The organism is Nakamurella multipartita DSM 44233, from assembly GCF_000024365.1.
Taxonomy (GTDB): domain Bacteria; phylum Actinomycetota; class Actinomycetes; order Mycobacteriales; family Nakamurellaceae; genus Nakamurella; species Nakamurella multipartita.
The window spans coordinates 1,198,523-1,221,723 of sequence record NC_013235.1 but is presented as its reverse complement, the minus strand read 5'-3'; the positions used below and the strand labels follow the sequence as shown (position 1 = coordinate 1,221,723).

Here is a 23,201-nt window from a genome sequence, read left to right as displayed (position 1 = left end):
TGACGTTGGTCGAATGCGACTTGAGGCTGGTGACCAGTCGTCCATCACTCGTCTCGACCACGGAGGAACCCATGACCAGCATCGCCACCGGGCCGGCCTCGGCCCACTACGACACGCACCACGACGCAGTCGTCATCGCGTCACTGTCGATCACCGAACCGGTGGTCGTCACCGAGTCGCGCCGGTGGGCCACCGGGCACCGCGGCCCCATCGTCACCCCGGCCGACATGGGCGATGCCGATCTCGCCGCGTTCGTCACCCAGGCGATCACCATCGGCGTGCATGCGATCGCCGGCGCCGGCGGCGTCCAGGACCAGATCCGCCTCGACACCCTGGTCGCGCAGGTCGGGGACCGGACGGCCGAGGCCAGTAGCAAAGCCGCAGCCGCGACTGCCGACGCCGTCACGGCCGCCACCTCAGCGATGGAGCGCGCCTCGACCGAGGCCAGGAAGGCCATCACCGATGCGGGAATCGCCGCCCGGCGGAGTTTCTCGGACAACGTGGAGGGCGCCCGCAAGTCGCTGGCTGACGAGGTCGGCCGGCTGCTCGGTGGTGAGAACCCCGAGCTGTTGGCTCGGCTCGGACCGGTCCTGGACCGCTTCGGTCGGGACTTGGACGACCGCGCCACCAAGCAGACCGCCGACCTGATCGAGCGGGTCACTCGGCAGTTCGATCCGGCCGACCCGACCTCGCCGATCGCCAAGCACAATGCCGAGCTCACCCGGCAACAGCAGGAGCTCAGCCAGTCTCTGGACAAGAACCATCGGGAACTGGAAGCCAAGGTCGAGGAGCTGACGGCCGCGGTCCGGCAGGCCCACGCCGCCGCGGAGGCAGCCGCCGCCACCGCGAGGCTCACCACGCTCAAGGGAGGCACCTTCGAGCAGCGAGTCCACGAGTTAATGGACGGGATCGCCGCCGGTCTGGGCGACGAATACGCCGCCACGGGCACTCGCCCCGGCGCCGTGCCCCGGAGCAAGAAGGGTGACGGGGTGCTCGCGGTGGACGGCGGTGCCGTCAACGTCGTCATCGAGATGACCGATTCGAAGCGGACGTCCTGGAACAGCTACCTGGACGAGGCCGAACGCAACCGGACGGCGCTGGCGTCGCTGGGTCTGGTCCGCAGCCCCGACCAGCTGGGGGGCCGCACCATCCAGACGATCACCGCCCGCCGAATCGTCATGGCCTTCGACCCCGAGTACGACGACCCGGCCATGCTGCGCACTGTCGTCCAGATGTTGCGGCTGGCGGCAGTCGCCGCGGATGCGCGGCGGGAAGACGCGGAGATCGACACCGCGCGCGAGAAGCTCACCGAAGCAATCGATCTGCTCGGCCGCATCGACGAGGTCAAGCGATTGGCCGGACTGGTCGGGAGCAACGCGACCAAGATCGACAAGGAGGCGGACGGACTCCGGTTGGGGCTGGACCGGCTGCTCGGGCAGGCGATGACCGCGTTGACGGGAGCCTCTGGCACCGAATCCGCAGCTGCCTGAGCCGGGCCGGGCGTCCCGGAGCCGCAGCGGGGTCGGCTCCCGGACGACCCGATCGGGTGCATTCGAATTCGTCGAGCCATTCTGCGTGACGAAACGACATCCCATTCATCCCATTGCTGAATCACGACCCGACCATCGCGAAGGAGCGATCGTGAGTACCACCCCAGGGGGAATGCAGTACCCGGGATTCCCGGAACCACCGCCGGCCATCCAGACCAAGAAATCCAGCCGCGGCAGGATCGTGGCGATCGCGGCCATGGTCGTCGCGCTCGTCGCCGCCGTTGCTGTCGGCCGGGCGTCGGCCACGAGGAGCGCCGGGCAGCCGGTCGCGGCGCCGGCCACCGTTACGTCCATGGCACCACCAGGAACCGTGACCGCCACCACCACCGCGACCGCGACCGTCACGGCCGCTCCGACCACGATCACGGCACCACCGGTCAGCGTCACGACGACCGTCACCGTGACAGAGGCGGCGGCCGGACCCTCCACGACCATCAAGGACGGGATCAATCTGGTGGGCGTCGACGTCCAGCCCGGAACGTACCGATCGGAGAACGGGGACTGCTACTGGGCACGGCTGTCCGGGACGAGCGGCTCACTGAACGACATCATCTCGAACAGCAACGGTGCGACCGTGGTGACGATCGACCCGTCGGACCGGGCGTTCGAGTCCCGGCGATGCGCTCCCTGGACCCAGGTGAGTTGATCGATGACAACCCCGATCATTCCCCCGGACAACGGCGCCGACCCCTTCTACCACCCTGATGCACCCACCGGCCCGGTTCCCGTCATCGCCCCGGACGCGATGGCACCGGGTTCGTCGGCGCGGTCCCGGACCCCGATCCTGCTCGCCGTGATCGGCGTCCTAACGGTCGCCTTGGGGGTCGTGACCGCGCTGTGGGTGAGCACGAGCAACCAACTGGCGGCGACCGAATCCGCCAAGGCCGCGACGCCAAATCTGATCGAGGTTGCCGAACGCCACCTGGGTGATACCGCTGTCGTCACCGGCGATTCCGATTCAGTCAGCGTGGTGGTCTTCGATTCCGGCGCGGCCAAGGCCCAGCCGGGTCTGCGCGCCATGCTCGACGAGCTCGGCTTCAGCTCCGCCGTTCTCGACCGCATGGGCCAAACGCGCGCGCTCGACGGGACCCGAGACGCCGAGGGGCGCAACTGCAACGTCACCTGGACCTACCACCCCGACGATGGCCTGCAGATGGTCTTCGAGGCGGGCCCGGTGAAGTAGTCCAGCGCTGTCGGGGGATTCCTACTATGTTCCCGGCGTCATTTGTCGGTCCAACACCGCTCCCCCGATGCCCCCGCGCACCTCGCATCTGAGCTGGACGGTCGATCGTCGCCCGGGCAAGGTCTCCGAATCATCCCTGCTCAGGGCGTAGTGTCGTACACGTGTGGGATGGTTTTCGCATGACCGCGGCGGTGACCAACCTCGACGACGTGACCCGCGTCGCCGAGCAAGTGCGGGTCGGTCTGGACCGGCTGCTGCACGCCGAATACTGGAAGCTTCCCGGGTATGACATTGCTCGCTGCGGGCACCTGGCCCACCGTCATCCGCCGCGCCATCACCCTGCGCGACCAAGGCTGCGTCTTCCCCGGCTGCGACCGCCCCGCCCGCTGGTCCGACCTGCACCACATCCACACCTGGGCCGACGACTGATGGTCACAGCCCCACCATCCTCAGGCCGGGTGCCGTTCTGTGCGGACACCACCACACCCTCATCCACACCGGCCACTGGCGCATCCGCACGGCCCCCGACGGCCACCCCGAGATCATCCCGCCCACCTGGATCGACCCCACCAACAACCCCTCCGCAACACCCTGCACCGAATCCGCCAATGACGAGTCCGGACGACGAGATAGCCTGCCGCGGTGTCCACGCCCAGTTCCCGGCCGGCCGGCGGTCACCTGCAGGCTGTCCCGGCGTCTCGCCGTCGTCCGCGCCGCGAGGTACCCGTCACCTATCGGGTGCACGTCGAACTGACTGGTGCGCAGCCGCCGGTGTGGCGGCGTGTCGATCTGGCCAGCGACCTTTTCCTTGACCGGGTCCACGACGTCCTGCAGATGGTGATGGGCTGGCAGGACTACCACTTGCACCAGTTCGCCAGCGGCGGGCAGGTTCACGACCCGGAGGCCGAGAACTACGTGATGCCGGCCGGTTTGGCCGAAGGCATCGTCGGAATCGACGAGCGACGGGTCCGCCTGGACGAGGTGCTCGTCGGACCGGGCGACCGCCTGTTCTACGAGTACGACTTCGGTGACAGTTGGTCGCACACACTCGATCTCGAGGAGGTGATGGACCGGTCGCCGGGCGCCGATCCGGCCCGCTGCGTCGGCGGCGAGTGGGCCTGCCCGCCGGAGGACTGCGGTGGCATCGGGGGGTACGCCCACCTGCTGCAGATCCTGGCCGACCCGAGTCATCCCGACCACGGGGAGCTACGACGGTGGGCCGGGGCGGACTTCGACCCGGCCCACTTCGAACCAGAGCAGGTGAACGAGGCGCTGAAAAACCGCGGCGGGCTGCGATCACCGGCCATCGACCCGGATTCACTGCTGGGCGGGCTGCTGGCCGAGATCTCCGCCTCGCCGGCGATCGGCACGGCCCTGGATGCCCTGGCCGCGCCACCACCCGTCGTGGAACCGTGGCAGCGCCACCAGGTCGGCGGACACTATCGATGGTTGCTCAACCGCATCGGTCCCGGCGGCGTGACCCTCACGGCGGCCGGCTATCTCCCGCCGGCCGTGGTCCGGGACGCGGCCCTGGCCCTGGATCTGGACAAGCTGTGGATCGGGCGCGCGAGTCGGGAGCGCGACACCGTTCCCGTGCTGCACCTGCGCGAGTCGGCCCACCGTCTGGGCCTGCTCCGCAAGGCCAACGGCCGGTTGGTGCCGAGCAGGGCCGGCCAGCGGGTCATCGACGACCCGGACTTTCTCTGGCAGCACCTGGTCGACGTGCTCCCGGTCGCCGAGACCGCGCGGGGGCCACGAGCCGAGGGGGAACGCCAGGCCGGTGTGCTGTTCCTGCTCGGGGTCGCCACGGGACTGTCCAAGCAAGCCCGGGAAAGCCTCGTCGCGGAGGGCCTGACCGCCGCCGGCTGGCGCGACGGCGAGGGCGAGGCGATCAACTCACGGGGCGCCGTCCACATGATGTGGGCGACCTCCATCGCCTTCGAGTACGCCGGCTTGTTGCCCAGCCGGCACAGTTGGCCGGAGCGCCGCGACGAGGCGGTGCCGGCGGCCGCCCGCGTGCTGGCCCGCGCAGCGCTGGGCGGATGACCGGACCAACCCGATCAGACCGGCTCGGGCCTCTCGCGCTGACGACGGCCGAGGCGCAGGATTGCCGCATGCGAGCCTCGTTGTACGAATTCGCCGGTGGCGACCCGGCCTTGCTGGCCCTGGCCCAGGCGCACCACCAGCGGTGCCTGCAGGACCCGGAGCTCAACCACCCGTTCTCCCATCCCGGCCAGCACCCCGAGCACGTTGCGCGCCTGGCCGCCTACTGGGCGCAGGTGCTGGGCGGGCCGAGCACCTATTCCGATCGGTGCGGCACCGAGTCGGGGGTGCTGCGGATGCATGCCGGCAACGGTGACATGTCCGACCTGGGCCGACGGTTCGTGGCGTGCTTCGTGCAGGCCATGGACGACGCCGATCTGCCCGACGACCCGGCGTTCCGGACGGCGATGCGCGAGTACATGACGTGGGCGGTGGACCGGGTGCTGACCCACGAGGACCGCGACCAGGTGCCGCCCGGGCTGGCCGTGCCGCAGTGGGACTGGGACGGCCCGGTGACCCGCTAGCCGGGGTTGCAGCAGGGTTGCAACCGGGCCCCTTCGCCGATCCTGCGAGCCTCGGCCTGACCCCTCATATCGATTGACCGACAACCACTCTCATCACTGGGCAATCCGGGTTGCAGGCATCGCAGCCGCAGCCCCCTTGTCAGCGGTCCGGCGCGCGGACACCATGGAGGTGCGCAACGCGGCGTGTGAACCTGTTCGTCCCCTGATGGGCGGTTCGTGCGCACGGCGTGCCGCGAGACCGACACCGATGTGAGGACGGCCATGACTGAGCGCTCAGCACCTCCCCGCGGGCCGGACGGCGGACCCGACAGCGGACCCGTGGATCTGCTCGGGCAGTTCCTGGGCGCGGATGCGCACGACCATGAGTTGCGCCCGCGGGCCCGCGCCGCCTTCCTGGATCCGGACGATCGGGCCCGGGCGTTGCGGGCGGCCTACGAGAAGGTGCTGTCCGGGGACATGGATGCCTTCGTCTCCGACCGGATCCAGAGTTCTTGGGGCCGGGCCCTGGCCGCGGGCGTCGATCCGGACAGCCAGCGCCCACCGCGCCTGCACGAGATCCGGGAGATCCGCCGATTGCGGGCCGAGCATCCGTTGGCCCCATTCGTCCCGGCGCTGGCCGGGCTGCTCGGCGACGACTCGGTGGTCGGTACACACATCCTGGTGATCGCCTCGGCGGCCGGCGAGGTGCTGTGGCGGGTCGGTTCGCCGGATGTGATCCGGTTGGCCGAGAGTCTGGAATTCGTCGAGGGCGCTCGCTGGTCCGAAGATGCCGTCGGTACCAACGCCATCGGCAACGCCGTGGTCGAGGGCCGGGCCAACCAGGTGTTCTCGGCCGAGCACCTGGTCCGCAGCCACCACAACTGGGTCTGCAGCGCCGCGCCGGTGTACGACCCGGAGACGCGGGCCCTGCTCGGCGTGCTGGACGTGTCCGGGCCCTATCGCAACGCCCATCCCGATGCACTCGCCCTGGTCCGCTGCGGCGCCGCCCTGGTGCACGAGATGCTCCGCGGCGCCCGTCGGGAGGCCGACGAACGGGCCCGCGACCTGGTCCGTCAGCAGCACCGCGCGGTCGACGGCATCGCCCTGCTCAGTCCGGGCGGCCGGCCCGTGCTCGGCGAGCTGCCGACGCTGACCCCGAGCCTGATCGACCAGGCCCACCGGACCGGCCGGCTCACCCTGCCCGACGGCTCCGAACTACCGGCCCAGCCGCAGGGCGAGTACCTCATCGTCGAATTGCCCCCGGCGCGCACCCGAGCGGCCCGGCCGACGTTGGAGCTGCGCTTCCTCGGGGCCGGCGAGGCTCGCGCCGTGGTCAACGGCCGCGAGGTGGGCCTGTCCCAACGCCGGGCCGAGATCCTGACCCTGCTGGCGACCAGCCCCCACGGGCTGACCGCCGACGAGCTGGCCAGCGAGATCTACGGCGACGACGGGATCCGGACCACGGTACGAGCCGAGATGCACCGCATCCGGGCCATTCTCGATGGCTGCATCCGGTCCAACCCCTACTGCTTCGAACCCGACCTGGTGCTCACGGCCGACTTCCTGCAAGTCACCCGGCTGGTCCGGGCCGGCAAGCTCGGTGCCGCACTGGACGCCTACGGCGGGCCGCTGCTCCCCCGGTCCAGCGTGCTGCCGATCGAACTGCTCCGCGACGAACTGCACGAGGGCGTTCGGCACGCCGTGCTGTCCGCTCCCGGCGTCGCGCACCTGCGCCGGTGGGTCGAGTCCGAGGTCGGCGCGATGGACCCGCAGGCCATCCGGCTGCTGCTGTCCCGCCTGCCGGCCGCCGATTCCGCCCGGGCTTACCTTGCCGCCCGGTTGCGCCGGATCGACCGGGAGTTCGGCGTGCCCGCGATGGCCGGCCGGCGCTCGGTTCCTCCTCAGCCGGTCGGCGCCCGCGCCACCGGAGTGCGGACGGCACCCGGCCGGTGACCGGGTCGGGGCCGCGTGATGTGACCTATCGGCGCTGGCGGCTCCGGCCGGGCGTGCCGGCCGAGGCGGTGCGAGACCTGCTGCGCGCCCGCATCGCACCGCACTACCGAACGTTGGATCCGGCCGTGGAACTGGACCTGGAGCAGCTGCAGGACGCGGCCGCCGTCCTGGCCATCGCGCGGTGGCCCGATCGGACCAGCTACGACCGGGCGACCCAGGGACCGGCCTATCAGGCCTGGTTGGAGGCCTACCGACCGATCCTGGACGAGTGGGATCGGCTGGTGGAATTCGAGACCGAATGGTTCACCCGCGGGTTGCTCTAGCCCCGGTCCGCCGGGCCGGCCGGCCCGCTGCAACCCCGCTGCCACCCTCACCGTCCTAGCCTTCCTGCACACCGTGACGGGGGCCACAGCATGGCCCGAACCGTCCGCCGCGATGGCGAGCATCGCGCTCGCTCCGGTCAATCCGCCCCAGGAAGGACGCCCACGCATGAAGGCAGCCATGTACTACGGGAACAAGGACATCCGGATCGAGGAGATCCCCGAGCCGACCGTCCGCCCGGGGACGGTCAAGGTCAAGATCGAGTGGTGCGGGATCTGCGGCACCGACCTGCACGAGTACCTGGACGGTCCCATCTTCGCGCCGCCGGCCGGATCGCCGCACCCGCTGACCGGGGAAACCGTGCCGGTCTGCCTGGGGCACGAGTTCGCCGGGATCGTCGCCGATGTCGGCGACGGCGTCACCAACGTCTCGGTCGGCGAGCGGGTGGTGGTCGAGCCCTACATCACCTGCGGCACCTGCGCCCGCTGCCGGGCCGGCATCTACAACGTCTGCGACACCCTGGGTTTCATCGGTCTGTCCGGTGGGGGCGGCGGCTTCTCCGAATTCGTCGTCGCCGACGCCAAGCGCACCTTCCCGATCGGCGACCTGCCCACCGACATCGGCGCGCTGATCGAGCCCCTGGCCGTGGCCTATCACGCGGTCCGGCTGTCCAAGGCCCGCCCGGGTGACAGCGCCACCGTCTACGGGTCCGGGCCCATCGGCCTGGTCACGGTGGCGGCGCTCAAGGCGCAGGGCATCGAGAACGTGATCGTGGTGGAGCCGGCCGAGGTCCGCAAGGTCAAGGCCGCGGCGGCCGGCGCGAGCACCGTGCTGGACCCGACGGACACCGACATCGTCGCCGCGATCAAGGATCTCACCGGCGGTGTGGGCACCGACGTCTCGTTCGAATGCGCCGGCTTCAACGGGGCCACCGCGCAGGCGATCAGGGCGACCAAGGGCGGCGGCACCGTCGTCAACGTGGCCATCTGGGGCCACGAGGCCACCGTCGCGATGAACGACCTGGTCTTCAACGAGGTGTCGATCATCGGGTCGCTGGCCTACTGCAACGACCACGAACCCACCATCAAGCTGCTGCAGGACGGCAAAGTCGATGCCGCCCAGTTCATCACCGGCAAGATCGCGGTGGACGACATCGTCGAGGGCGGTTTCCGCGAGCTGATCGACCACAAGGCCGAGAACGTCAAGATCCTCGTCCACCCCTGACCCCCCCGCCGCCCCTCCCCCCGCCCCTCCCCCGCGCCCCCTGCCCGCGCGGATCAACTTCCCCGGCGCGCCCGAAGTCGTTGACTCCCGTCCCATCAGTCACATTTCCGGCGAGTTGATCCGCGCAGGGGAATCCAGCGCCACCCGAGACCCGGAGCGGACGCCCGCTCGCGGGCATCCCGCACAGCATCGACCGACCCGACCGGCCCGCTCCCGGGCCCGGTTCCACCCGTCGAAAGGACCATCACCGCATGAGCATCGAAGGCAAGGTTGCCCTGATCACCGGCGCGGCCCGAGGGATCGGCCGCGGCATCGCGCTGCGCCTGGCCAAGGACGGTGCCGACATCGCCATCGTCGACCGCGAGCGTTCGACGATGCAGGACGTCGCCGACGAGGTCAGTGCACTGGGCCGCAAGGCCACCGTCTTCGCCGCCGACGTGACCGATCGCTCGCAGGTCTACGCGGCCGTCAACCACGCCGAATCCGCCCTCGGCGGTTTCGACATCATGATCAACAACGCCGGCATCGCCCAAGTCAACCCGATCGACGACGTCACCCCCGAAGAGGTCAGCCAGATCCTCGCGGTCAACGTCGAGGGTGTGCTGTGGGGCATCCAGGCCGCGGCGGCCAAGTTCAAGCAGCGCGGCGCCACTACCGGCGGCAAGGGGGTGAAGAACAACGGGAAGATCATCAACGCCGCGTCCATCGCCGGCCACGACGGATTCGCCATGCTCGGCGTCTACTGCGCCACCAAGTTCGCCGTTCGCGGGCTGACCCAGGCCGCGGCCAAGGAGTACGCCCCGTTCGGCATCACGGTCAATTCCTACTGCCCCGGCGTGGTCGGCACCGACATGTGGGTCGAGATCGACCAGCGCTTCGCCGATCTCACCGGTGCCGAGAAAGGCGCCACCTTCCAACAGTTCTCGGACACGATTGCCCTGGGTCGGTCGCAGACCGCCGACGACGTGGCCAATTTTGTCTCGTACTTGGCCGGGCCGGACTCGGACTACATGACCGGTCAGTCGGTGCTCATCGACGGCGGCATGGTCTACCGGTAGGCCGCAGCCCGCGTCCGCGCGGATGAAGTCGTCGACTTCCGCCACACCAGTCACATTTCGAGTGAGTTGAGCCGCGCCGGCGTAGTTGATCCGCGCGGGAAGGAAGGGGTGGGCAGGCAGTGATACTCGAACGCGGGGACGACCTGCCGGTGGTGCCGGGCAGCGCCATCGGCATCATCCCCAACCCGATGTCCGGCCGCGACATCCGCCGCATCGTGTCCCAGGCCTCGGTGTTCCCGAACACCGAGAAGGCCAGCATGGTGCTGCGGATCCTGCGCTCGGCCGGCACTCTCGGGGTCGAGCGGGTGCTGCTGTCCACCGACACCTTCGGTATCGCGGCCGGCGTGCAGCGGGAGATGACCCGGCTGGCCAACGCCCGCTCCACCGCCCATCTGCGCTGGCCCAAGGTCGAGTTCCTGGAACTGGACCACCCCACCGGCACCGCGGCCGACACCACGGCCTACGCCCGGATCATGGCCGACCAGTGCTCGGCGGCCGTCGTGTTGCTCGGGGGCGACGGCACCATGCGGGCTGCGGTGCCGGGGCTGGGTGACACCCCCATGCTGGCCCTGTCCACCGGGACCAACAACGCCTTCCCGATCATGATCGAGGCCACCGTCGCCGGCATGGCGCTGGGCATGATCGCGGTCGGGGCGGCGGCCGCCCCGACCACCCGCGGCAAGATGCTGCACGTCCAGGTGCGGCGGGCCGACGGCCGGGTCGACCACGAGGTCGCCCTGGTGGACGCCTGCGTGAGCACCGCCGTCGACATCGGGTCCCGGGCCTTGTGGACCGGGACCTCGCTGCGCGAGCTGTACTGCACGTTCGGCGAACCGCACGGCATCGGCCTGTCCTCCATCGTCGGCCGGCTGATGCCCACCCACCGCCGCGATCGGCACGGCGCGGCGGTCCTGCTCGACGACCCGGCCCGCGCCGGGCACACCGTGCTGGCCCCGCTCGCCCCCGGCCTGCTGCAGCCGGTCGGGGTCCGCGAGGTCGGCGAACTGCTCCCCGACCGGCCGCATCCGGTCCGGGAGCCCAGGGGAACCGTCGCCGTCGACGGCGAACGCGAGATCGAGTTCGGTCCCGACGACACGGTCACCGTCACCCTGCGGCACGACGGCCCCCGGGTGATCGACGTGCCCACCGCCCTGAGCGCCTCGACCGCCCGCTCCACCCTGCTTTCCCGCTCGTCCACTCCCGGCCCCGGCCGGAACCCAGAGAAGGAGTCATCATGACCGCGATGCTCGACCGTCCCTCGGACGTCGACGACGGGCTGACCCCCGAACGCCTGCTACGGGCCTACCGGACGATGAAGTCGATCCGGATGTTTGAGGACCGGGTGCACGACGAGTTCGCCACCGGCGACATCCCCGGATTCGTGCACCTGTACGCCGGCGAGGAGGCCTCGGCCGCCGGCATCTGCGCCCACCTGGACGAGGACCGGGACACCATCGCCTCCACCCACCGCGGGCACGGCCACTGCATCGCCAAGGGCGTGGACATCAAGCCGATGATGGCCGAGATCTTCGGCCGGACCACCGGTTCCTGCCGCGGCAAGGGCGGCTCGATGCACATCGCCGATCTGTCCAAGGGCATGCTCGGCGCCAACGGCATCGTCGGCGGCGGCCCGCCGCTGATCTGCGGCACCGCGCTGGCGTCCAAGATCAAGGGCGACGGGGGCGTCGGGATCGCCTTCTTCGGCGACGGCGCCTCCAACCAGGGCACCACCGCGGAGGCGATGAACCTGGCCTCGGTGTGGAACCTGCCGGCGATCTTCGTGGCCGAGAACAACGGCTACGCCGAGGCGACCGCGGCCAAGTGGTCGGTCTCCGCGGACAACATCGCCGACCGCGCCGCCGGTTACGGGATGCCCGGCGTCATCGTCGACGGCTTCGACTTCTTCGCCGTCTACGAGGTGGCCGGCGAGGCCATCCGGCGGGCCCGGGAGGGTGGCGGCCCGACCCTGATCGAGGTCAAGCTGACCCGCTACTACGGCCATTTCGAGGGCGACCAGCAGACCTACCGGCCCAAGGACGAGATCGGTCACGCCCGGGAAAGCCTGGACTGCCTCAAGCGATTCCGGGCCCGGGTCACCGAGACCGGCCGGCTCACCGACGCCCAGCTGGACCAGGTCGACGCGCAAGTGGCGCAGCTGATCGACGAGTCGGTGGCCGAGGCCAAGGCCGCCGCCGTCCCCGGTGCCGCCGACCTGCTCACCGACGTCTACGTCAAGTACTGAACCGACTCGCGAACGATCAAGGGAGACAACGATCATGGCAACACGCACGATCAGCTACCGCGAGGCGGTCAACGAGGCCCTCGCCCAGGAGATGGAACGCGACCCGAGCGTCATCGTGATGGGTGAGGACGTGGCCGGCGGGGTCGCCGGAGACGGCGACGACGACGCCTGGGGCGGCGTTCTCGGCGTCACCAAGGGCCTGTACCCCAAGTTCCCGGACCGCGTCCTGGACACCCCGATCACCGAGTCCGGCTTCATCGGCGCGGCCGTCGGCGCCGCCACCCGCGGGCTGCGGCCGGTCGCGGAACTGATGTTCGTCGACTTCATGGGCGTCTGCCTGGACCAGATCATGAACCAGGCGGCCAAGTTCCGGTACATGTTCGGCGGCAAGGCGGTCACCCCGGTGACCATCCGGGCGATGTACGGCGCCGGGCTGTCGGCCGCGGCCCAGCACTCGCAGGCGCTCTACCCGATCTTCACCCACCTGCCCGGCCTCAAGGTGGTCCTGCCCTCCAGCCCGTACGAGGTGAAAGGGTTGCTGATCCAATCGATCCGGGACAACGACCCGGTGATCTTCCTGGAGCACAAGGCGATGTACGACGTCACCGGGCCGGTTCCGGAGGAGAGCTACACCATCCCGTTCGGTGAGGCCAACGTGGTGCGGGAGGGCGACGACGTGACGATCGTGGCCATGGGCTGGATGGTCAGCAAGGCCGTCGAGGCGGCGGCCGAGCTCGAGGCTTCCGGCATCCAGGCCGAGATCATCGACCCGCGCACGACCAGCCCGCTGGATCTGGACACCATCCTGGAATCGGTCGAGAAGACCGGCCGGCTGGTCATCGTCGACGAGTCCAGCCCGCGGTGCAACATGGCCACCGACATCAGCGCCCAGGTGGTCTCCGAGGCGTTCGGCGACCTGAAGGCGCCGATCAAGATGGTCAGCCCGCCGCACGTCCCGGTGCCGTTCGCCCGTTCCCTGGAGGAGGCCTACATCCCGCAGGCGCAGGACATCCTCAACGCGGTCAAGACCGTCACCGACTGGAGCCGATGACCGTGACCACGACGGAAGAAACCGCCCCCAGCCAAGTGACCGACCGCATCCAGCGGATCACCATGCCCAAGTGGGGCCTGTCGATGGAGTCCGGCAAGGTCACCGACTGGTTCGTCGCCGAGGGTGACGAGCTGGCCCACGGCCAGGACATCTGCGAGATCGACACCGACAAGATCGCCGGCGCCCTGGAATCGACCTGGGCCGGCACCGTCCGGGCCCTGGTCGTGGACACGATGGTGGACGTGCCGGTGGGCGGCACGATCGCCCTGGTCGCCGACGCCGACGTGCCGCAGGAGGAGATCGACGCGGCGCTGGCCCAGGCCCGCGAGCAGCTGGCTTCCGGTGACATCGTCGACGATTCCGGCCCGAAGCTGGGCACCGTCCAGCTCGACGGGACCACCATCGCCTACGCGGTGCTGGCCCCGGAGGAGCCGACGGCGGAGACGGCCGTGGTCTTCGTGCACGGGTACGGCGGGGACAAGGACTCCTGGATGTTCGTCCAGGAACCCATCGCCGCCGACGCCGATCGGCCCCGGGCGACGTACGCGCTGGACCTGCCCGGGCACGGCGCGTCGAGCAAGGACGTCGGGCCCGGCACGATCGATTCGCTGGCCGCGATCGTCATCGGGTTCCTGGACGCCCTTGAGCTCTCCCGCGTGCACCTGGTCGGGCACTCGATGGGCGGGGCGGTGGTGGCGGCGGTCGCCGGCAGCCCGGCGGCCGCCGGGCGGGTGTCCTCGCTGACGCTGATCTCCCCGGCCGGCGTCGGGCCGCAGATCAACGTGGAGTACCTGCGCGGGTTCGCCGGGGCGCAGACCCGGCGGGAACTCAAGCCGCACCTGCTGGAGCTGTTCGCCGATCCGTCGCTGGTGCACCGCCAGTTGATCGACGACCTGTTGCGGTACAAGCGGATCGACGGCGTCGATGTCGCCCTGGCCACGTTGTCCACGCACCTGGCCGACGGCGTCGACGTGACCGCGGCGCTGGCCTCGTTCGGCGGCCCGACGGTGGCCGTCTGGGGCGCGCAGGACGCCATCGTCCCGGCGGCGAATGCCTCGGCCCTGGGCAGCCGGGTCCCGGTGCACGTGGTCGACGGGGCCGGACACATGGCCCACATGGAAAAGCCGCACGAGGTGGTCGCGGCCATTCACCAGGCCATCGGCACGAGCTGATCGTCACCGACGAGGGGTACCGGCGTCCGTTCCGTGCCCCTCGTCGGCCGGCCCCGGTACCCTCGCCCCGTGGCTGAGGCAGCGGATGTGCGCAGGATCGCGCTGGCGCTGCCCGGCGTCGTGGAGATCCCCAGTGACGGCTTCGACTTCCGCGTCGATAACCGGGGATTCATCTGGTCCTACCCCGAAGGGTTCGGGCGCGGGCGGCGGATCCGTACCGACATCGCGGTGCTGTTCGTCGGCGACGAGGCCGAGAAGCAGGCCCTGATCCGCGGCGAACCCGAGCTGTTCTTCACCACCGCGGCGTACGAACACGCCGCGCTGGTGCTGGTCCGGCTGGACCGGGTGAATGCCGCCCGCCTGCAGGAGTTGATCACCGACGCCTGGGACATGCGCCGGCAGCACCAGCCCTCGCCCGGCTAGAACGTGCCGACCGAGTGCGGGACCAGTTCGCGGCGCAGCACCGACGGCTCCTGCATGTACCCGGGCACCGTCACGCCGAAGGTGTGCAGGATGGCCGGCGCCACTTCCAGCACCGAGACATCGCGCCGGATACCGGGTTTGGCCGATGTGTCCTGCGGATCGTAGATGGCCAGCACCCCGTCGGGCACGTGGTAGGCGGTGGTGTCCGAGCGCTCCTCGATCTCGACCGCCTGCAGGCCGAGCTCGCCCGGGTCCCGGACCACGCCGGCCACGCGGACCGCGTCCGGCACGTCGTGCAGGTTCGGCTGCCCCCAGTCCATCGAGAAGAACCCGTCGGCCGCCGGGCGGAACACCAACGGCTGGCCGGCGACGGTGACCGTGCGCAGGGCCTGGTCGACCGCGGCCACGTGGTCGGGGGCGACCCGGACGTTGCACTGCGGGTTCATCGCCGGCCGCCGGCTCCACCCGTCCTGCGGCACGCCGGCCACCTCCTGCAGAAACCGGCCCGGATCCTGCAGGTAGAGCTGGGTCTCCAGGGCCTGGGCCATGGTCGGCCCCTGGCCCATGCTGGAGGCGATCCACAGCTCGTAGTCGGGGTTCTCGTCCGCGAAGTCGGCCAGCCGGCCGATCATCCGGTCCGCCCGGGCCATCGCCCAGGGCACCTCCTCGCGGTACCGGTCCATCCAGTCCTCGCCCAGGCCGATCTCGTCGTAGTCGCCGGGATGCCCGGCCGCCCAGTACCGGTGCATCGCCGACGCGACGTGATTGGTGAAGAACGAGCTGAACGCCGGCCGGCTGTCGGACAGGGACTTGGCGTAGACGTCGAAGGCGACCATGGCCTGCATGGAGCGACGGCGGGTGCTCAGCCAGGGCCGGCGCCGCTCGCTGGCCAGCTGACCGGCCAGGGCCGCGAAAGTGCCGGCCCGCACCCCGATCCGGTGGCTGGTCCGCAGGAACTTCAGCGCCGCGTCCCGCGGCACCGCGGTGTCGACATTGCGCGCCGACGCCCGGACCATCATCAGCTGGAATTCCTGGAACGGAATCAGCTGCTCGGGATGGGCGATCGGCTCGGTGGCGAACGGGTCGGGCAGGTAGAAGCTGTAGCCGTCGATGTCCGGCGGCGGCGGAAAACTGTGCAGCGAGCCGCAGACCCCCACCGACACCCCGGCCGAGCGCAGCAACTGCCACACCGGCGGGAAGCATTTGTCCGCCTCGGCGCGATCCTGCCCGAATGCGCTGATCATGTGCTGCTCGTCATTGACCCCGCGGTGCACCGTCGGCCACGTCGTCCACGGCGACAGATGCCCGCGGTCCGCGGCGATCGAGGTGTAGCAACGGGTCCGGGGCAGCAGGCGGGCCAGTGCCGAGGTGGGGTGGTCGGCGACGAATTCGTCGACGATCCGCCACGGGACCTCGTTGAGTTCGAACAGCATGATCCGACGGGTCATGGGCCCGAAGGTACTGCGCGTGAACCTGATCACCGGGTATTTGCTCGCGTGGCGGATTGACATTTCGCCAATCCGCATTCGCTACGGCGAACCGCGAAGAATGGTCCGGCCGTCGGCCAACCGGATCTCGAACGCCGAGATGTGGTCGCGGGTCACCGCGGTGGCCACCGGCACGCGGGCGGTCACCCCCGGCACCCCGCTCCAAGAGCCGGCCGAGGTCACCTGCCCGTCGGTGTCGACGACGGCCAGGTCGTAGGGGACGGACCCCCGCATCGATTGCTCGTACGAGCAGACGACGGTGATCGCCGTCCCCCAGCGCTTGTCGTCCAGCTCCAGGGTGGCGGTCATCGGCCCGGGCAGCACCTGGTCCAGCGGCACCGTTTCGTCCGGTGCGGCGATCGGGCCGGCGCTCGACCCGGCCGAGGCACTGGTCGAGGTCCCCGCGTCCGCGCTGTTCGTCGGGGCCGCGCCGGGCCGGGCGATCGCCCAGACGAGCACCACCAGCAGCACGGCCGTCGCCGCCGCCAGCCCACCGACCACCCCGCCGACCAACCGGCGGCGCCGCCGGTCGGCGCGGCGCGCGCGCCGCAGCAGGGTGGGCAGCAGGGACGGCGGCACCGGTGGGTCCGCATCGCCGATCGCGTCCGGGGCGGCCAACGCCAGCAGGCCGGGCATTCCGGCCAGGCGGCGCACCGAGGCCTGACAGGTCTGGCACTCCCGCAGGTGCTCCTCGTACGCCCGGCGGTCGGCCGCGGACAGCGCGCCCAGCACGTAGGCGGCGTCGTCGTGACAGAGCAGGTCGTCATCGGCCGGCTGCTGGGTCACTTCACCACCCCCATCTCTTCCAGGACCAACCGCAGCGCGTGCAGGGCGTAGTGCAGCCGCGACTTGACCGTGCCGATCGGGATGTCCAGCCGGGCGGCGGCCTGCGCGGCGGTGCACCCCCGGTAGTAGCACTCCAGCAGGACGGCGCCGTGGTCATGGCTGAGTCGCTGCATCGCCTCGGCGACCACCATCGCCTGCAACGCCCGGTCGGTGGCATCGGGCTGCAAGGGTTCGGGCACCGACTCGGTGGACGTGGTCGGCCGCCGGCGGTCGGCCCGCCACCCGTCCACGACGATGTTGCGGGCCACGGTGAACAGCCAGCCGCGGGCCGAGGACTGCTGTTGGGCCAGCACCGCGGGCCGCCGCCAGGCCCGGAACAGGGTCTCCTGGACCACGTCCTCGGCCCGGCTGCGGTCGCCGCCGGTCAGGTGCAGCACGAAATGCCACAGGGCGGTGGCGTGCTCGTCGTGCAGCGCCTTGAGCAACGCGGCGTCGTCCAGTTCCGGGACGTCCAGTTCCGGCTCGACCGGCGCCGGTCCCCGGTCGGTGACGGGCCCGCCCCGATCGTCGTCGGCCACGCTCACCTCCCGTCCTCGCCCGTTCCCGACACGCTGCCAGAAGCACGACCGGGACGGGGCAATGGTTCAGTCCGACCTCCCGCGAGACCATCCGCGAGACCATGGGTGGGCCCGCTGTCGGGCCGACTGTCAGACCTCGGAGAGACACTGGAGCTCAGATGGGGAACTACCGCACCGACCCGGGCTCGACGCGAGCCCGGACGACCGCAGGAGGCCGCCGATGAGACCCGTCACCACCGCGCCGTCGACGACGACGTTCAGCGACCTGCCGGTCGAACCGACCCTGTCCGAAGCGGCCGCCGAGGCCTGGATCCCACGGACCTTCTTCAAGAACGGGCCCCCGCACCGGGTCGGGTTGGAATTGGAGTTCCTGGTGGCCGGCACCGGCGACGACGCCCTGGCCACGCATTACCCGCACGAGCAGTACCCGCACTTGATCGACCGCCTGATCGACGGCCCGCCCGACAGCCCGCCCGGCGGGGGTCTGGACGGTCGGGTCACGGTGGAGCCCGGGGGGCAGGTCGAGCTCAGCTCCCGCCCCGGTGACAGCCTGGCCGCCACGGTGGACACCGTTCATCACGACCTGGCGCGGCTGCGTCGACGCGCCCGGGGCCGGGGCGCTCGCCTGGTCGGGCTGGGGGTCGATCCGATCCGGCCTCCCCGGCGGATCACCGATCAGCCTCGCTACCGAGCCATGGAGCGGTACTTCCGGCCCTGGGGCGCGACCGGGCCGGCGATGATGTGCTCGACCGCATCGGTGCAGGTCAACGTGGAGGCCGCGACCCCGGCCGTCGACCTGCACCGCCGGTGGGAACTGCTGCACGCGATCGGCCCCACCCTGGTCGCCGCCTTCGCCAACTCCCCGCGGCGGCTGGGCCGGGCGACCGGCTTCCAGAGCACCCGGCAGGCCATCTGGCAGGAGCTGGACCCGGCCCGCACCGGGGCGCCGCCCCGCGCCCCGGGCGAGGATCCGGCCACCGCCTTCACCCGATGGTCGCTGGATGCGCCGGTCATGCTGATCCGGCGCGAGCACGACGACTGGTCGGCCCCGCCCGAGTTGAGCATGCGGTCCTGGATCCGGCACGGCCGCCGCGCGGTCCCGGACCGCCCGGCCCCCACCGTCGACGACCTGGCCTACCACCTGAGCACCCTGTTCCCGCCGGTCCGACCGCGTGGGCATCTGGAGATCCGCTACCTCGATGCCCTGCCGGGCTGTTGGTGGATCGTGCCGGCCGCGGTGATCGCGGCCCTGCTGGACGATCCGGCGGCCGCCGACCAGGCCCGGGCGACGTGTGAACCGGTCCAGGAGCATTGGCGGACGGCGGCCCGGTCCGGGGTGCGGGATCCCGCGCTGGGCCGGGCGGCGACGGCATTGCTGACCACCGCCGCGCAGGCCCTGCGGCGGGACCCGACCGCGGCCCGGTTCGCCGACCCGGTCGAGGGATACCTGCAGCGCTGGACGCTGCGCGGCCGCTCGCCGGCCGACGACCCGCCCGCCGGCGCCGGGCGCGAACCCGCATGCGATGAATCCGAGAACCACCGGGAGGGAACGGCATGAGCGCACCGAACAGGGAGCCGGCGCAGGGCACCGACGACGAGATCCGGTCGCGGATCGTCGACGACCTGACCCGGGCCCGCCGACGGACCGCCCTGCTGACCGAGGCGGTCGACGACGACGACCTCATTCGCCAGCACTCCACCCTGATGTCGCCGCTGGTCTGGGACCTGGCGCACATCGGCAACCAGGAGGAGTTGTGGCTGCTGCGGGACGTGGGCGGCCGCGACCCGCTCCTGCCGGAGACGGTGGACCAGCTCTACGACGCCTTCCAGCATCCGCGCGCCGACCGGCCGAGCCTGCCCCTGCTGGACCCGGCCCAGTCCCGCACGTACGTCGCCGACGTCCGGTCCAAGGTCATCGACCTGCTCGACCGCACCCCGCTGCGGGGACGGCGGCTGACCGAGGACGGGTTCGTCTTCGGCATGATCGCCCAGCACGAACAGCAGCACGCTGAGACGATGCTGGCCACCCACCAGCTGCGGCAAGGCGAACCGGTGCTGTCCGCGCCGCCCCCGCCGGCGGCCCCGGGCGACCGGCTGCCGGCGCAAACGCTGGTCCCGGCAGGCCCGTTCACCATGGGCACCTCGGCCCACCCGTGGGCCCTGGACAACGAGCGTCCCGCGCATCCGGTGCACGTGGACGCGTTCTGGTTGGACACGGTGCCGGTGTCCAACGCCGACTACCAGGACTTCATCGCCGACGGCGGCTACGCCACCCGCCGCTGGTGGGACCCGGCCGGCTGGGCGCACGTCCAGCGGGTCGGTCTGGCCGCGCCCCTGTTCTGGCGGCGCGAGGGCCCGGAGTGGGTGCGGCGCCGGTTCGGCCGGACCGAGCCGGTACCCCCGGATGAGCCCGTGCTGCACGTGTGCTGGTACGAGGCCGACGCCTACGCCCGCTGGGCCGGCCGGCGGTTGCCTACCGAAGCCGAGTGGGAGAAGGCGGCCCGGTACGACCCGGTCTCCGACACCACCCGCCAGTACCCGTGGGGCGAGGACGACCCGACCGCGGAGCGGGCCAACCTGGGGCAGGACCATCTGGGGCCGGCCCCGGTCGGCGCCTATCCGGCCGGCGCCAGCCCGCTGGGGATCCAGCAACTGATCGGCGACGTCTGGGAGTGGACGTCGAGCGATTTCACCGGCTATCCCGGGTTCGCCGCCTGGCCCTACCGGGAGTATTCGGAGGTCTTCTTCGGCCCGGAGTACAAGGTGCTGCGCGGCGGCTCGTTCGCCGCCGACCGCGTCGCCTGCCGGGGTACCTTCCGCAACTGGGACTACCCGATCCGGCGGCAGATCTTCGCCGGGTTCCGCTGCGCGCGTGACGCCGCCCCCGGGGAGGGCTGAGCGTGTGCCGTCACCTGGCCTACGTGGGCCCGCCGATCCGGATGGGCGAGCTGCTGACCGACCCACCGTTCAGCCTGGTCCGCCAGTCGTGGGCGCCCCGCCGGCAGCAGCACGGGGTGGTCAACGCCGACGGGTTCGGCGTCGGCTGGTACCCCGAGCGTCCGTTCGTCGACCCGAGCGGGCCCGGCCGCGCACCCGACACGGGGCCCGACCCAAGGCTGGGCCCCGCACCGGACACCGGGCCCGCCCGGCACCGGGGCGCCGGACCGGTCTGGGCCGACGAGACGTTCACCGAGCTGAGCCGGGTGATCCACACGCGGGCCTTGCTGGCCGCGGTGCGCTCGGCCACCGTGGGCATGGTCGGCGGTCAGTCGGTGGCGGCCGCCGCGCCGTTCCGCCGCGGACCCTGGCTGTTCAGCCACAACGGCGCGGTGGGCGGCTGGCCGGCCACCGCGTCCCGCCTGGCCTGGGGGCTCGACCCAGGGGTGCTGGCCACCCTGGAGGCGCCGACCGACTCCGCCCTGCTGTGGGCGCTGACCCTGGACCTGCTGGCCCGCGGCAAGGCACCCCGAGCGGCCCTGACCGAGGTGATCGCCCGGATCCAGGACGCCGGCGGCGGCCGGGCCACCATGCTGCTCACCGACGGGCGGTCCATCACCGCGACCGCCTGGGGCACCAGCCTGTGCTGGCGCCGGCTGCCCGGCGGGGTCGTCGTCGCCTCCGAGCCCTACGACGACCACCCGGACTGGGTCGAGGTCGCCGACGGCTCACTGCTGACCACCCAGCCCACCGATGGGGCCGACGACGTCGTCGTCGAGCCGCTGCCGATCTCCCCCGGAGTACACCCATGACCTTCGGCTTTGCCTACACCGACCATCTGCCCGCCGACTTCGCCGACCGCAGCCTGCGCGAGGACGTGCTGACCGGATTGACCGCGACCCGCAAGTGGCTGCCGCCCAAGTGGTTCTACGACAAGGTCGGCAGCGAGCTGTTCGAGGACATCACCCGCCTGCCCGAGTACTACCCGACCCGGACCGAACGGGCCATCCTGACCGCCCACGCGGGACGGATCGTCGAGCTGGCCGGCGCTCGCACGCTGATCGAGCTCGGGTCGGGCTCCTCGGACAAGACCCGGCTGCTGCTGGACGCGATGCAGACTGCTGCCGATGGTGATCCGGACGGGCTCGGCTACGTCGCCCTGGACGTCAGCGAGGACGCCCTGCGGCAGGCCTGCGCCGGACTGGTCGCGCAGTATCCACGGCTGCGCGTCGCGGCCGTCCGGGCCGACTTCACCCATCAGCTCGACGTGCTGCCGCCGGGCGCCGGGCGCACCGTCGCCTTCCTGGGCAGCACCATCGGCAACCTGGACCCGGCCGAACGGGCGGCGTTCCTGGCCGCTCTGCGGGCGGGACTGCGCCCGGGTGATCACTTCCTGCTCGGCGCCGACCTGGTCAAGCCGGCCGAGGTGCTCGTCCCGGCCTACGACGACGCCGCCGGGGTGACCGCGGCGTTCAACCGCAACGTGCTGGCGGTGCTGAACCACCGGCTCGGGGCCGACTTCGATCCGGCCGATTTCGACCACCAGGCGGTGTGGGACGCGACGGCCGAGTGGATCGAGATGCGGCTGCGCGCGCGTCGCCCGGTCGCGGTCAGGGTCGACGATCTGGACCTGGACGTGCGGTTCGACGCGGGCGAGGACATCCGCACCGAGATCTCGACCAAGTTCCGGCGGGACCGGTTGACCGTGGAACTGACCGACGCCGGGTTCACCCCCCAGGGCTGGTGGACCGACGAGCAGGGCTGGTTCTCGTTGTCCCTGTGGGGTGTGCGGTAGGCGCCCCGATCAGACGGCGATCGGACGGCGAGCGGACAGTGCTCAGACGGCAACCAGATCGACCGGGGCCGGGACCGACGGCGAGACCGGCGGCGAGGCCGGCCGGTCCGCGGCGCCACCGCGCAGGGTGTCCCGCACGTGTCCGGCGTTGTCGTACGGCCCCTGGATGTATTCGGGGCGCCCGTGGTGACCGAAGGTGATGGCCCGGACCCCGGACCATTCGCCCAGGTGGCCGCGGACGTCGTCGAACCCGGGAGCCGGCTCGAAGCCCAGGGACCGGGCGTACCGGGCCGAGCCGAGCACCAGCTGCTGGGCCAGCTCCAGCGGGGCGGCGATCGGCGGCTGCCGGTGGCCGGCGAAGAAGGCCCGGGTGAACTGGGCATGCTGCTGGTCGTTGAGCACCCGCGGGCCGATCACGTCCTTGACCCCGAGGCAGTACAGGTCAATCAGGTAGCCGCACGCGCTCACCGAGTCCCGGCCGGCGCTGCGGGCGACCAGCACGGCGGCCAGCCCGGGGGTGGCGGAGGCGGCGTCGTCCGGGTCCGGCCAGCGGAACCGGTCGTCCACCAACAGACCGCTGCTCCAGCCGGCACTGACCCAGCAGGCGCGCAGTTCACCGTCGGCCAGCATGCGGCCGTCGGTCGCCGGCGGACGGTGGAACAGGGCGGTGGTCACCGCCCGCGGCAGACCCAGCACCTTGGCGACCTGACGCGCGGAATAGCCATGGGCCCGCAAGGAGCGGGCGCGGAGGATCTGCTCAGGACTCATGACATGCCCTTCCCGAGCGCGGGGCGGGCGGGCATCCCCCATCGGATGCCGCTCGGAAGCGGGATTCACCCACCGAGACTGCTCGCAGGTGAGAATGCCACTGCGCCCCGCCGGACCAGGCGCGACA

23 protein-coding genes are annotated in these 23,201 nt (G+C 71.3%); 19 read left to right on the top strand and 4 right to left on the bottom strand.

The window, feature by feature from the left end; all coding sequences use genetic code 11:
* Window positions 1-71: 71 nt before the first annotated feature.
* The 15 genes from NAMU_RS05495 (at window position 72) to NAMU_RS05430 (ending at window position 14,723) form a co-directional block, all read left to right on the top strand.
* The gene (locus NAMU_RS05495) at window positions 72-1,490 is read left to right on the top strand and encodes a hypothetical protein (protein ID WP_015746421.1); all 1,419 of its coding nucleotides are present in this window, start codon (window positions 72-74) and stop codon (window positions 1,488-1,490) included.
* A gap of 151 nt (window positions 1,491-1,641) precedes the next feature.
* Window positions 1,642-2,196 (top strand): hypothetical protein, encoded by a 555-nt coding sequence (locus tag NAMU_RS27045; RefSeq protein WP_015746420.1) that lies wholly within the window; start codon window positions 1,642-1,644, stop codon window positions 2,194-2,196.
* 3 nt (window positions 2,197-2,199) lie between these two features.
* Entirely contained in the window at window positions 2,200-2,733 is a 534-nt protein-coding gene (locus tag NAMU_RS05485) for a hypothetical protein (protein WP_015746419.1), read from the top strand.
* Between the two features lie 285 nt (window positions 2,734-3,018).
* Window positions 3,019-3,162 (top strand): HNH endonuclease signature motif containing protein, encoded by a 144-nt coding sequence (locus NAMU_RS30365; protein WP_217180764.1) that lies wholly within the window; start codon window positions 3,019-3,021, stop codon window positions 3,160-3,162.
* A gap of 213 nt (window positions 3,163-3,375) precedes the next feature.
* Window positions 3,376-4,779 (top strand): plasmid pRiA4b ORF-3 family protein, encoded by a 1,404-nt coding sequence (locus NAMU_RS05480; RefSeq protein WP_015746418.1) that lies wholly within the window; start codon window positions 3,376-3,378, stop codon window positions 4,777-4,779.
* 68 nt (window positions 4,780-4,847) lie between these two features.
* A complete protein-coding gene (locus tag NAMU_RS05475; RefSeq protein WP_015746417.1) occupies window positions 4,848-5,300 on the top strand; it encodes a globin domain-containing protein in 453 nt (150 codons plus the stop codon).
* A 261-nt stretch (window positions 5,301-5,561) separates the two neighbouring features.
* Window positions 5,562-7,232 carry a helix-turn-helix domain-containing protein gene (locus tag NAMU_RS05470; protein ID WP_015746416.1) on the top strand — a complete coding sequence of 557 codons (1,671 nt, stop codon included), beginning with the start codon at window positions 5,562-5,564 and terminating at the stop codon, window positions 7,230-7,232.
* Window positions 7,233-7,252: 20 nt separating this feature from the next.
* On the top strand, window positions 7,253-7,555 hold the full coding sequence (locus NAMU_RS05465; RefSeq protein ID WP_041368467.1) for a hypothetical protein: 303 nt from the start codon (window positions 7,253-7,255) through the stop codon (window positions 7,553-7,555).
* 166 nt (window positions 7,556-7,721) lie between these two features.
* Window positions 7,722-8,777: a 2,3-butanediol dehydrogenase gene (locus tag NAMU_RS05460; protein ID WP_015746414.1), complete on the top strand. Its 1,056-nt coding sequence runs from the start codon at window positions 7,722-7,724 to the stop codon at window positions 8,775-8,777.
* A 251-nt stretch (window positions 8,778-9,028) separates the two neighbouring features.
* Window positions 9,029-9,835, top strand: a complete 807-nt coding sequence (locus NAMU_RS05455; RefSeq protein WP_015746413.1) for an acetoin reductase — start codon at window positions 9,029-9,031, stop codon at window positions 9,833-9,835.
* A 119-nt stretch (window positions 9,836-9,954) separates the two neighbouring features.
* Window positions 9,955-11,073 carry an ATP-NAD kinase family protein gene (locus NAMU_RS05450; RefSeq protein WP_015746412.1) on the top strand — a complete coding sequence of 373 codons (1,119 nt, stop codon included), beginning with the start codon at window positions 9,955-9,957 and terminating at the stop codon, window positions 11,071-11,073.
* On the top strand, window positions 11,070-12,077 hold the full coding sequence (locus tag NAMU_RS05445; RefSeq protein WP_015746411.1) for a thiamine pyrophosphate-dependent dehydrogenase E1 component subunit alpha: 1,008 nt from the start codon (window positions 11,070-11,072) through the stop codon (window positions 12,075-12,077). The genes NAMU_RS05450 and NAMU_RS05445 overlap by 4 nt, the downstream gene beginning before the upstream one ends.
* A 34-nt stretch (window positions 12,078-12,111) precedes the next feature.
* A complete protein-coding gene (locus tag NAMU_RS05440; RefSeq protein ID WP_015746410.1) occupies window positions 12,112-13,128 on the top strand; it encodes an alpha-ketoacid dehydrogenase subunit beta in 1,017 nt (338 codons plus the stop codon).
* 2 nt (window positions 13,129-13,130) lie between these two features.
* On the top strand, window positions 13,131-14,300 hold the full coding sequence (locus NAMU_RS05435; RefSeq protein ID WP_015746409.1) for an acetoin dehydrogenase dihydrolipoyllysine-residue acetyltransferase subunit: 1,170 nt from the start codon (window positions 13,131-13,133) through the stop codon (window positions 14,298-14,300).
* 69 nt (window positions 14,301-14,369) lie between these two features.
* Window positions 14,370-14,723, top strand: a complete 354-nt coding sequence (locus NAMU_RS05430) for an MmcQ/YjbR family DNA-binding protein (protein ID WP_015746408.1) — start codon at window positions 14,370-14,372, stop codon at window positions 14,721-14,723.
* On the opposite strand, the gene NAMU_RS05425 is transcribed toward NAMU_RS05430, so the two are convergent.
* From NAMU_RS05425 to NAMU_RS05415, 3 genes are all read right to left on the bottom strand, one after another.
* Window positions 14,720-16,171, bottom strand: coding sequence for a hypothetical protein (locus NAMU_RS05425; protein WP_041368465.1), 1,452 nt, complete (start codon window positions 16,169-16,171; stop codon window positions 14,720-14,722). The genes NAMU_RS05430 and NAMU_RS05425 overlap by 4 nt on opposite strands.
* An 81-nt stretch (window positions 16,172-16,252) precedes the next feature.
* Complete coding sequence (locus NAMU_RS05420; protein ID WP_015746406.1) at window positions 16,253-16,996, bottom strand: anti-sigma factor family protein; 744 nt, start codon at window positions 16,994-16,996, stop codon at window positions 16,253-16,255.
* Complete coding sequence (locus tag NAMU_RS05415; protein WP_015746405.1) at window positions 16,993-17,574, bottom strand: sigma-70 family RNA polymerase sigma factor; 582 nt, start codon at window positions 17,572-17,574, stop codon at window positions 16,993-16,995. The genes NAMU_RS05420 and NAMU_RS05415 overlap by 4 nt, the downstream gene beginning before the upstream one ends.
* A 220-nt stretch (window positions 17,575-17,794) precedes the next feature.
* Here NAMU_RS05415 and egtA point away from each other — a divergent pair, with 220 nt between their 5' ends.
* The 4 genes from egtA to egtD are packed head-to-tail and all read left to right on the top strand — an operon-like array spanning window position 17,795 to window position 22,306.
* Window positions 17,795-19,132, top strand: a complete 1,338-nt coding sequence (gene egtA / locus NAMU_RS05410) for an ergothioneine biosynthesis glutamate--cysteine ligase EgtA (RefSeq protein ID WP_015746404.1) — start codon at window positions 17,795-17,797, stop codon at window positions 19,130-19,132.
* Window positions 19,129-20,472, top strand: a complete 1,344-nt coding sequence (egtB, locus tag NAMU_RS05405) for an ergothioneine biosynthesis protein EgtB (protein WP_015746403.1) — start codon at window positions 19,129-19,131, stop codon at window positions 20,470-20,472. The genes egtA and egtB overlap by 4 nt, the downstream gene beginning before the upstream one ends.
* Before the next feature lie 2 nt (window positions 20,473-20,474).
* Window positions 20,475-21,323, top strand: a complete 849-nt coding sequence (locus tag NAMU_RS05400; protein ID WP_015746402.1) for a class II glutamine amidotransferase domain-containing protein — start codon at window positions 20,475-20,477, stop codon at window positions 21,321-21,323.
* Entirely contained in the window at window positions 21,320-22,306 is a 987-nt protein-coding gene (gene egtD / locus NAMU_RS05395; protein ID WP_015746401.1) for an L-histidine N(alpha)-methyltransferase, read from the top strand. The genes NAMU_RS05400 and egtD overlap by 4 nt, the downstream gene beginning before the upstream one ends.
* A gap of 42 nt (window positions 22,307-22,348) precedes the next feature.
* Here the strand turns inward: egtD and NAMU_RS05390 are convergent, their stop codons facing one another.
* Complete coding sequence (locus tag NAMU_RS05390) at window positions 22,349-23,074, bottom strand: helix-turn-helix domain-containing protein (protein ID WP_015746400.1); 726 nt, start codon at window positions 23,072-23,074, stop codon at window positions 22,349-22,351.
* Window positions 23,075-23,201: the final 127 nt, after the last annotated feature.

What these genes read in the sequence shown, in the direction of transcription:
- NAMU_RS05495 (WP_015746421.1), top strand. Translation starts at nt 72, where the DNA reads ATGACCAGCATCGCCACCGGGCCGGCCTCGGCCCACTACGACACGCAC.
- NAMU_RS05485 (WP_015746419.1), top strand. Translation starts at nt 2,200, where the DNA reads ATGACAACCCCGATCATTCCCCCGGACAACGGCGCCGACCCCTTCTAC.
- NAMU_RS30365 (WP_217180764.1), top strand. Translation starts at nt 3,019, where the DNA reads ATGACATTGCTCGCTGCGGGCACCTGGCCCACCGTCATCCGCCGCGCC.
- NAMU_RS05475 (WP_015746417.1), top strand. Translation starts at nt 4,848, where the DNA reads ATGCGAGCCTCGTTGTACGAATTCGCCGGTGGCGACCCGGCCTTGCTG.
- NAMU_RS05470 (WP_015746416.1), top strand. Translation starts at nt 5,562, where the DNA reads ATGACTGAGCGCTCAGCACCTCCCCGCGGGCCGGACGGCGGACCCGAC.
- NAMU_RS05460 (WP_015746414.1), top strand. Translation starts at nt 7,722, where the DNA reads ATGAAGGCAGCCATGTACTACGGGAACAAGGACATCCGGATCGAGGAG.
- NAMU_RS05455 (WP_015746413.1), top strand. Translation starts at nt 9,029, where the DNA reads ATGAGCATCGAAGGCAAGGTTGCCCTGATCACCGGCGCGGCCCGAGGG.
- NAMU_RS05445 (WP_015746411.1), top strand. Translation starts at nt 11,070, where the DNA reads ATGACCGCGATGCTCGACCGTCCCTCGGACGTCGACGACGGGCTGACC.
- NAMU_RS05440 (WP_015746410.1), top strand. Translation starts at nt 12,112, where the DNA reads ATGGCAACACGCACGATCAGCTACCGCGAGGCGGTCAACGAGGCCCTC.
- NAMU_RS05425 (WP_041368465.1), bottom strand. Translation starts at nt 16,171, where the DNA reads ATGACCCGTCGGATCATGCTGTTCGAACTCAACGAGGTCCCGTGGCGG.
- egtA (WP_015746404.1), top strand. Translation starts at nt 17,795, where the DNA reads ATGAGACCCGTCACCACCGCGCCGTCGACGACGACGTTCAGCGACCTG.
- egtB (WP_015746403.1), top strand. Translation starts at nt 19,129, where the DNA reads ATGAGCGCACCGAACAGGGAGCCGGCGCAGGGCACCGACGACGAGATC.
- egtD (WP_015746401.1), top strand. Translation starts at nt 21,320, where the DNA reads ATGACCTTCGGCTTTGCCTACACCGACCATCTGCCCGCCGACTTCGCC.
- NAMU_RS05390 (WP_015746400.1), bottom strand. Translation starts at nt 23,074, where the DNA reads ATGAGTCCTGAGCAGATCCTCCGCGCCCGCTCCTTGCGGGCCCATGGC.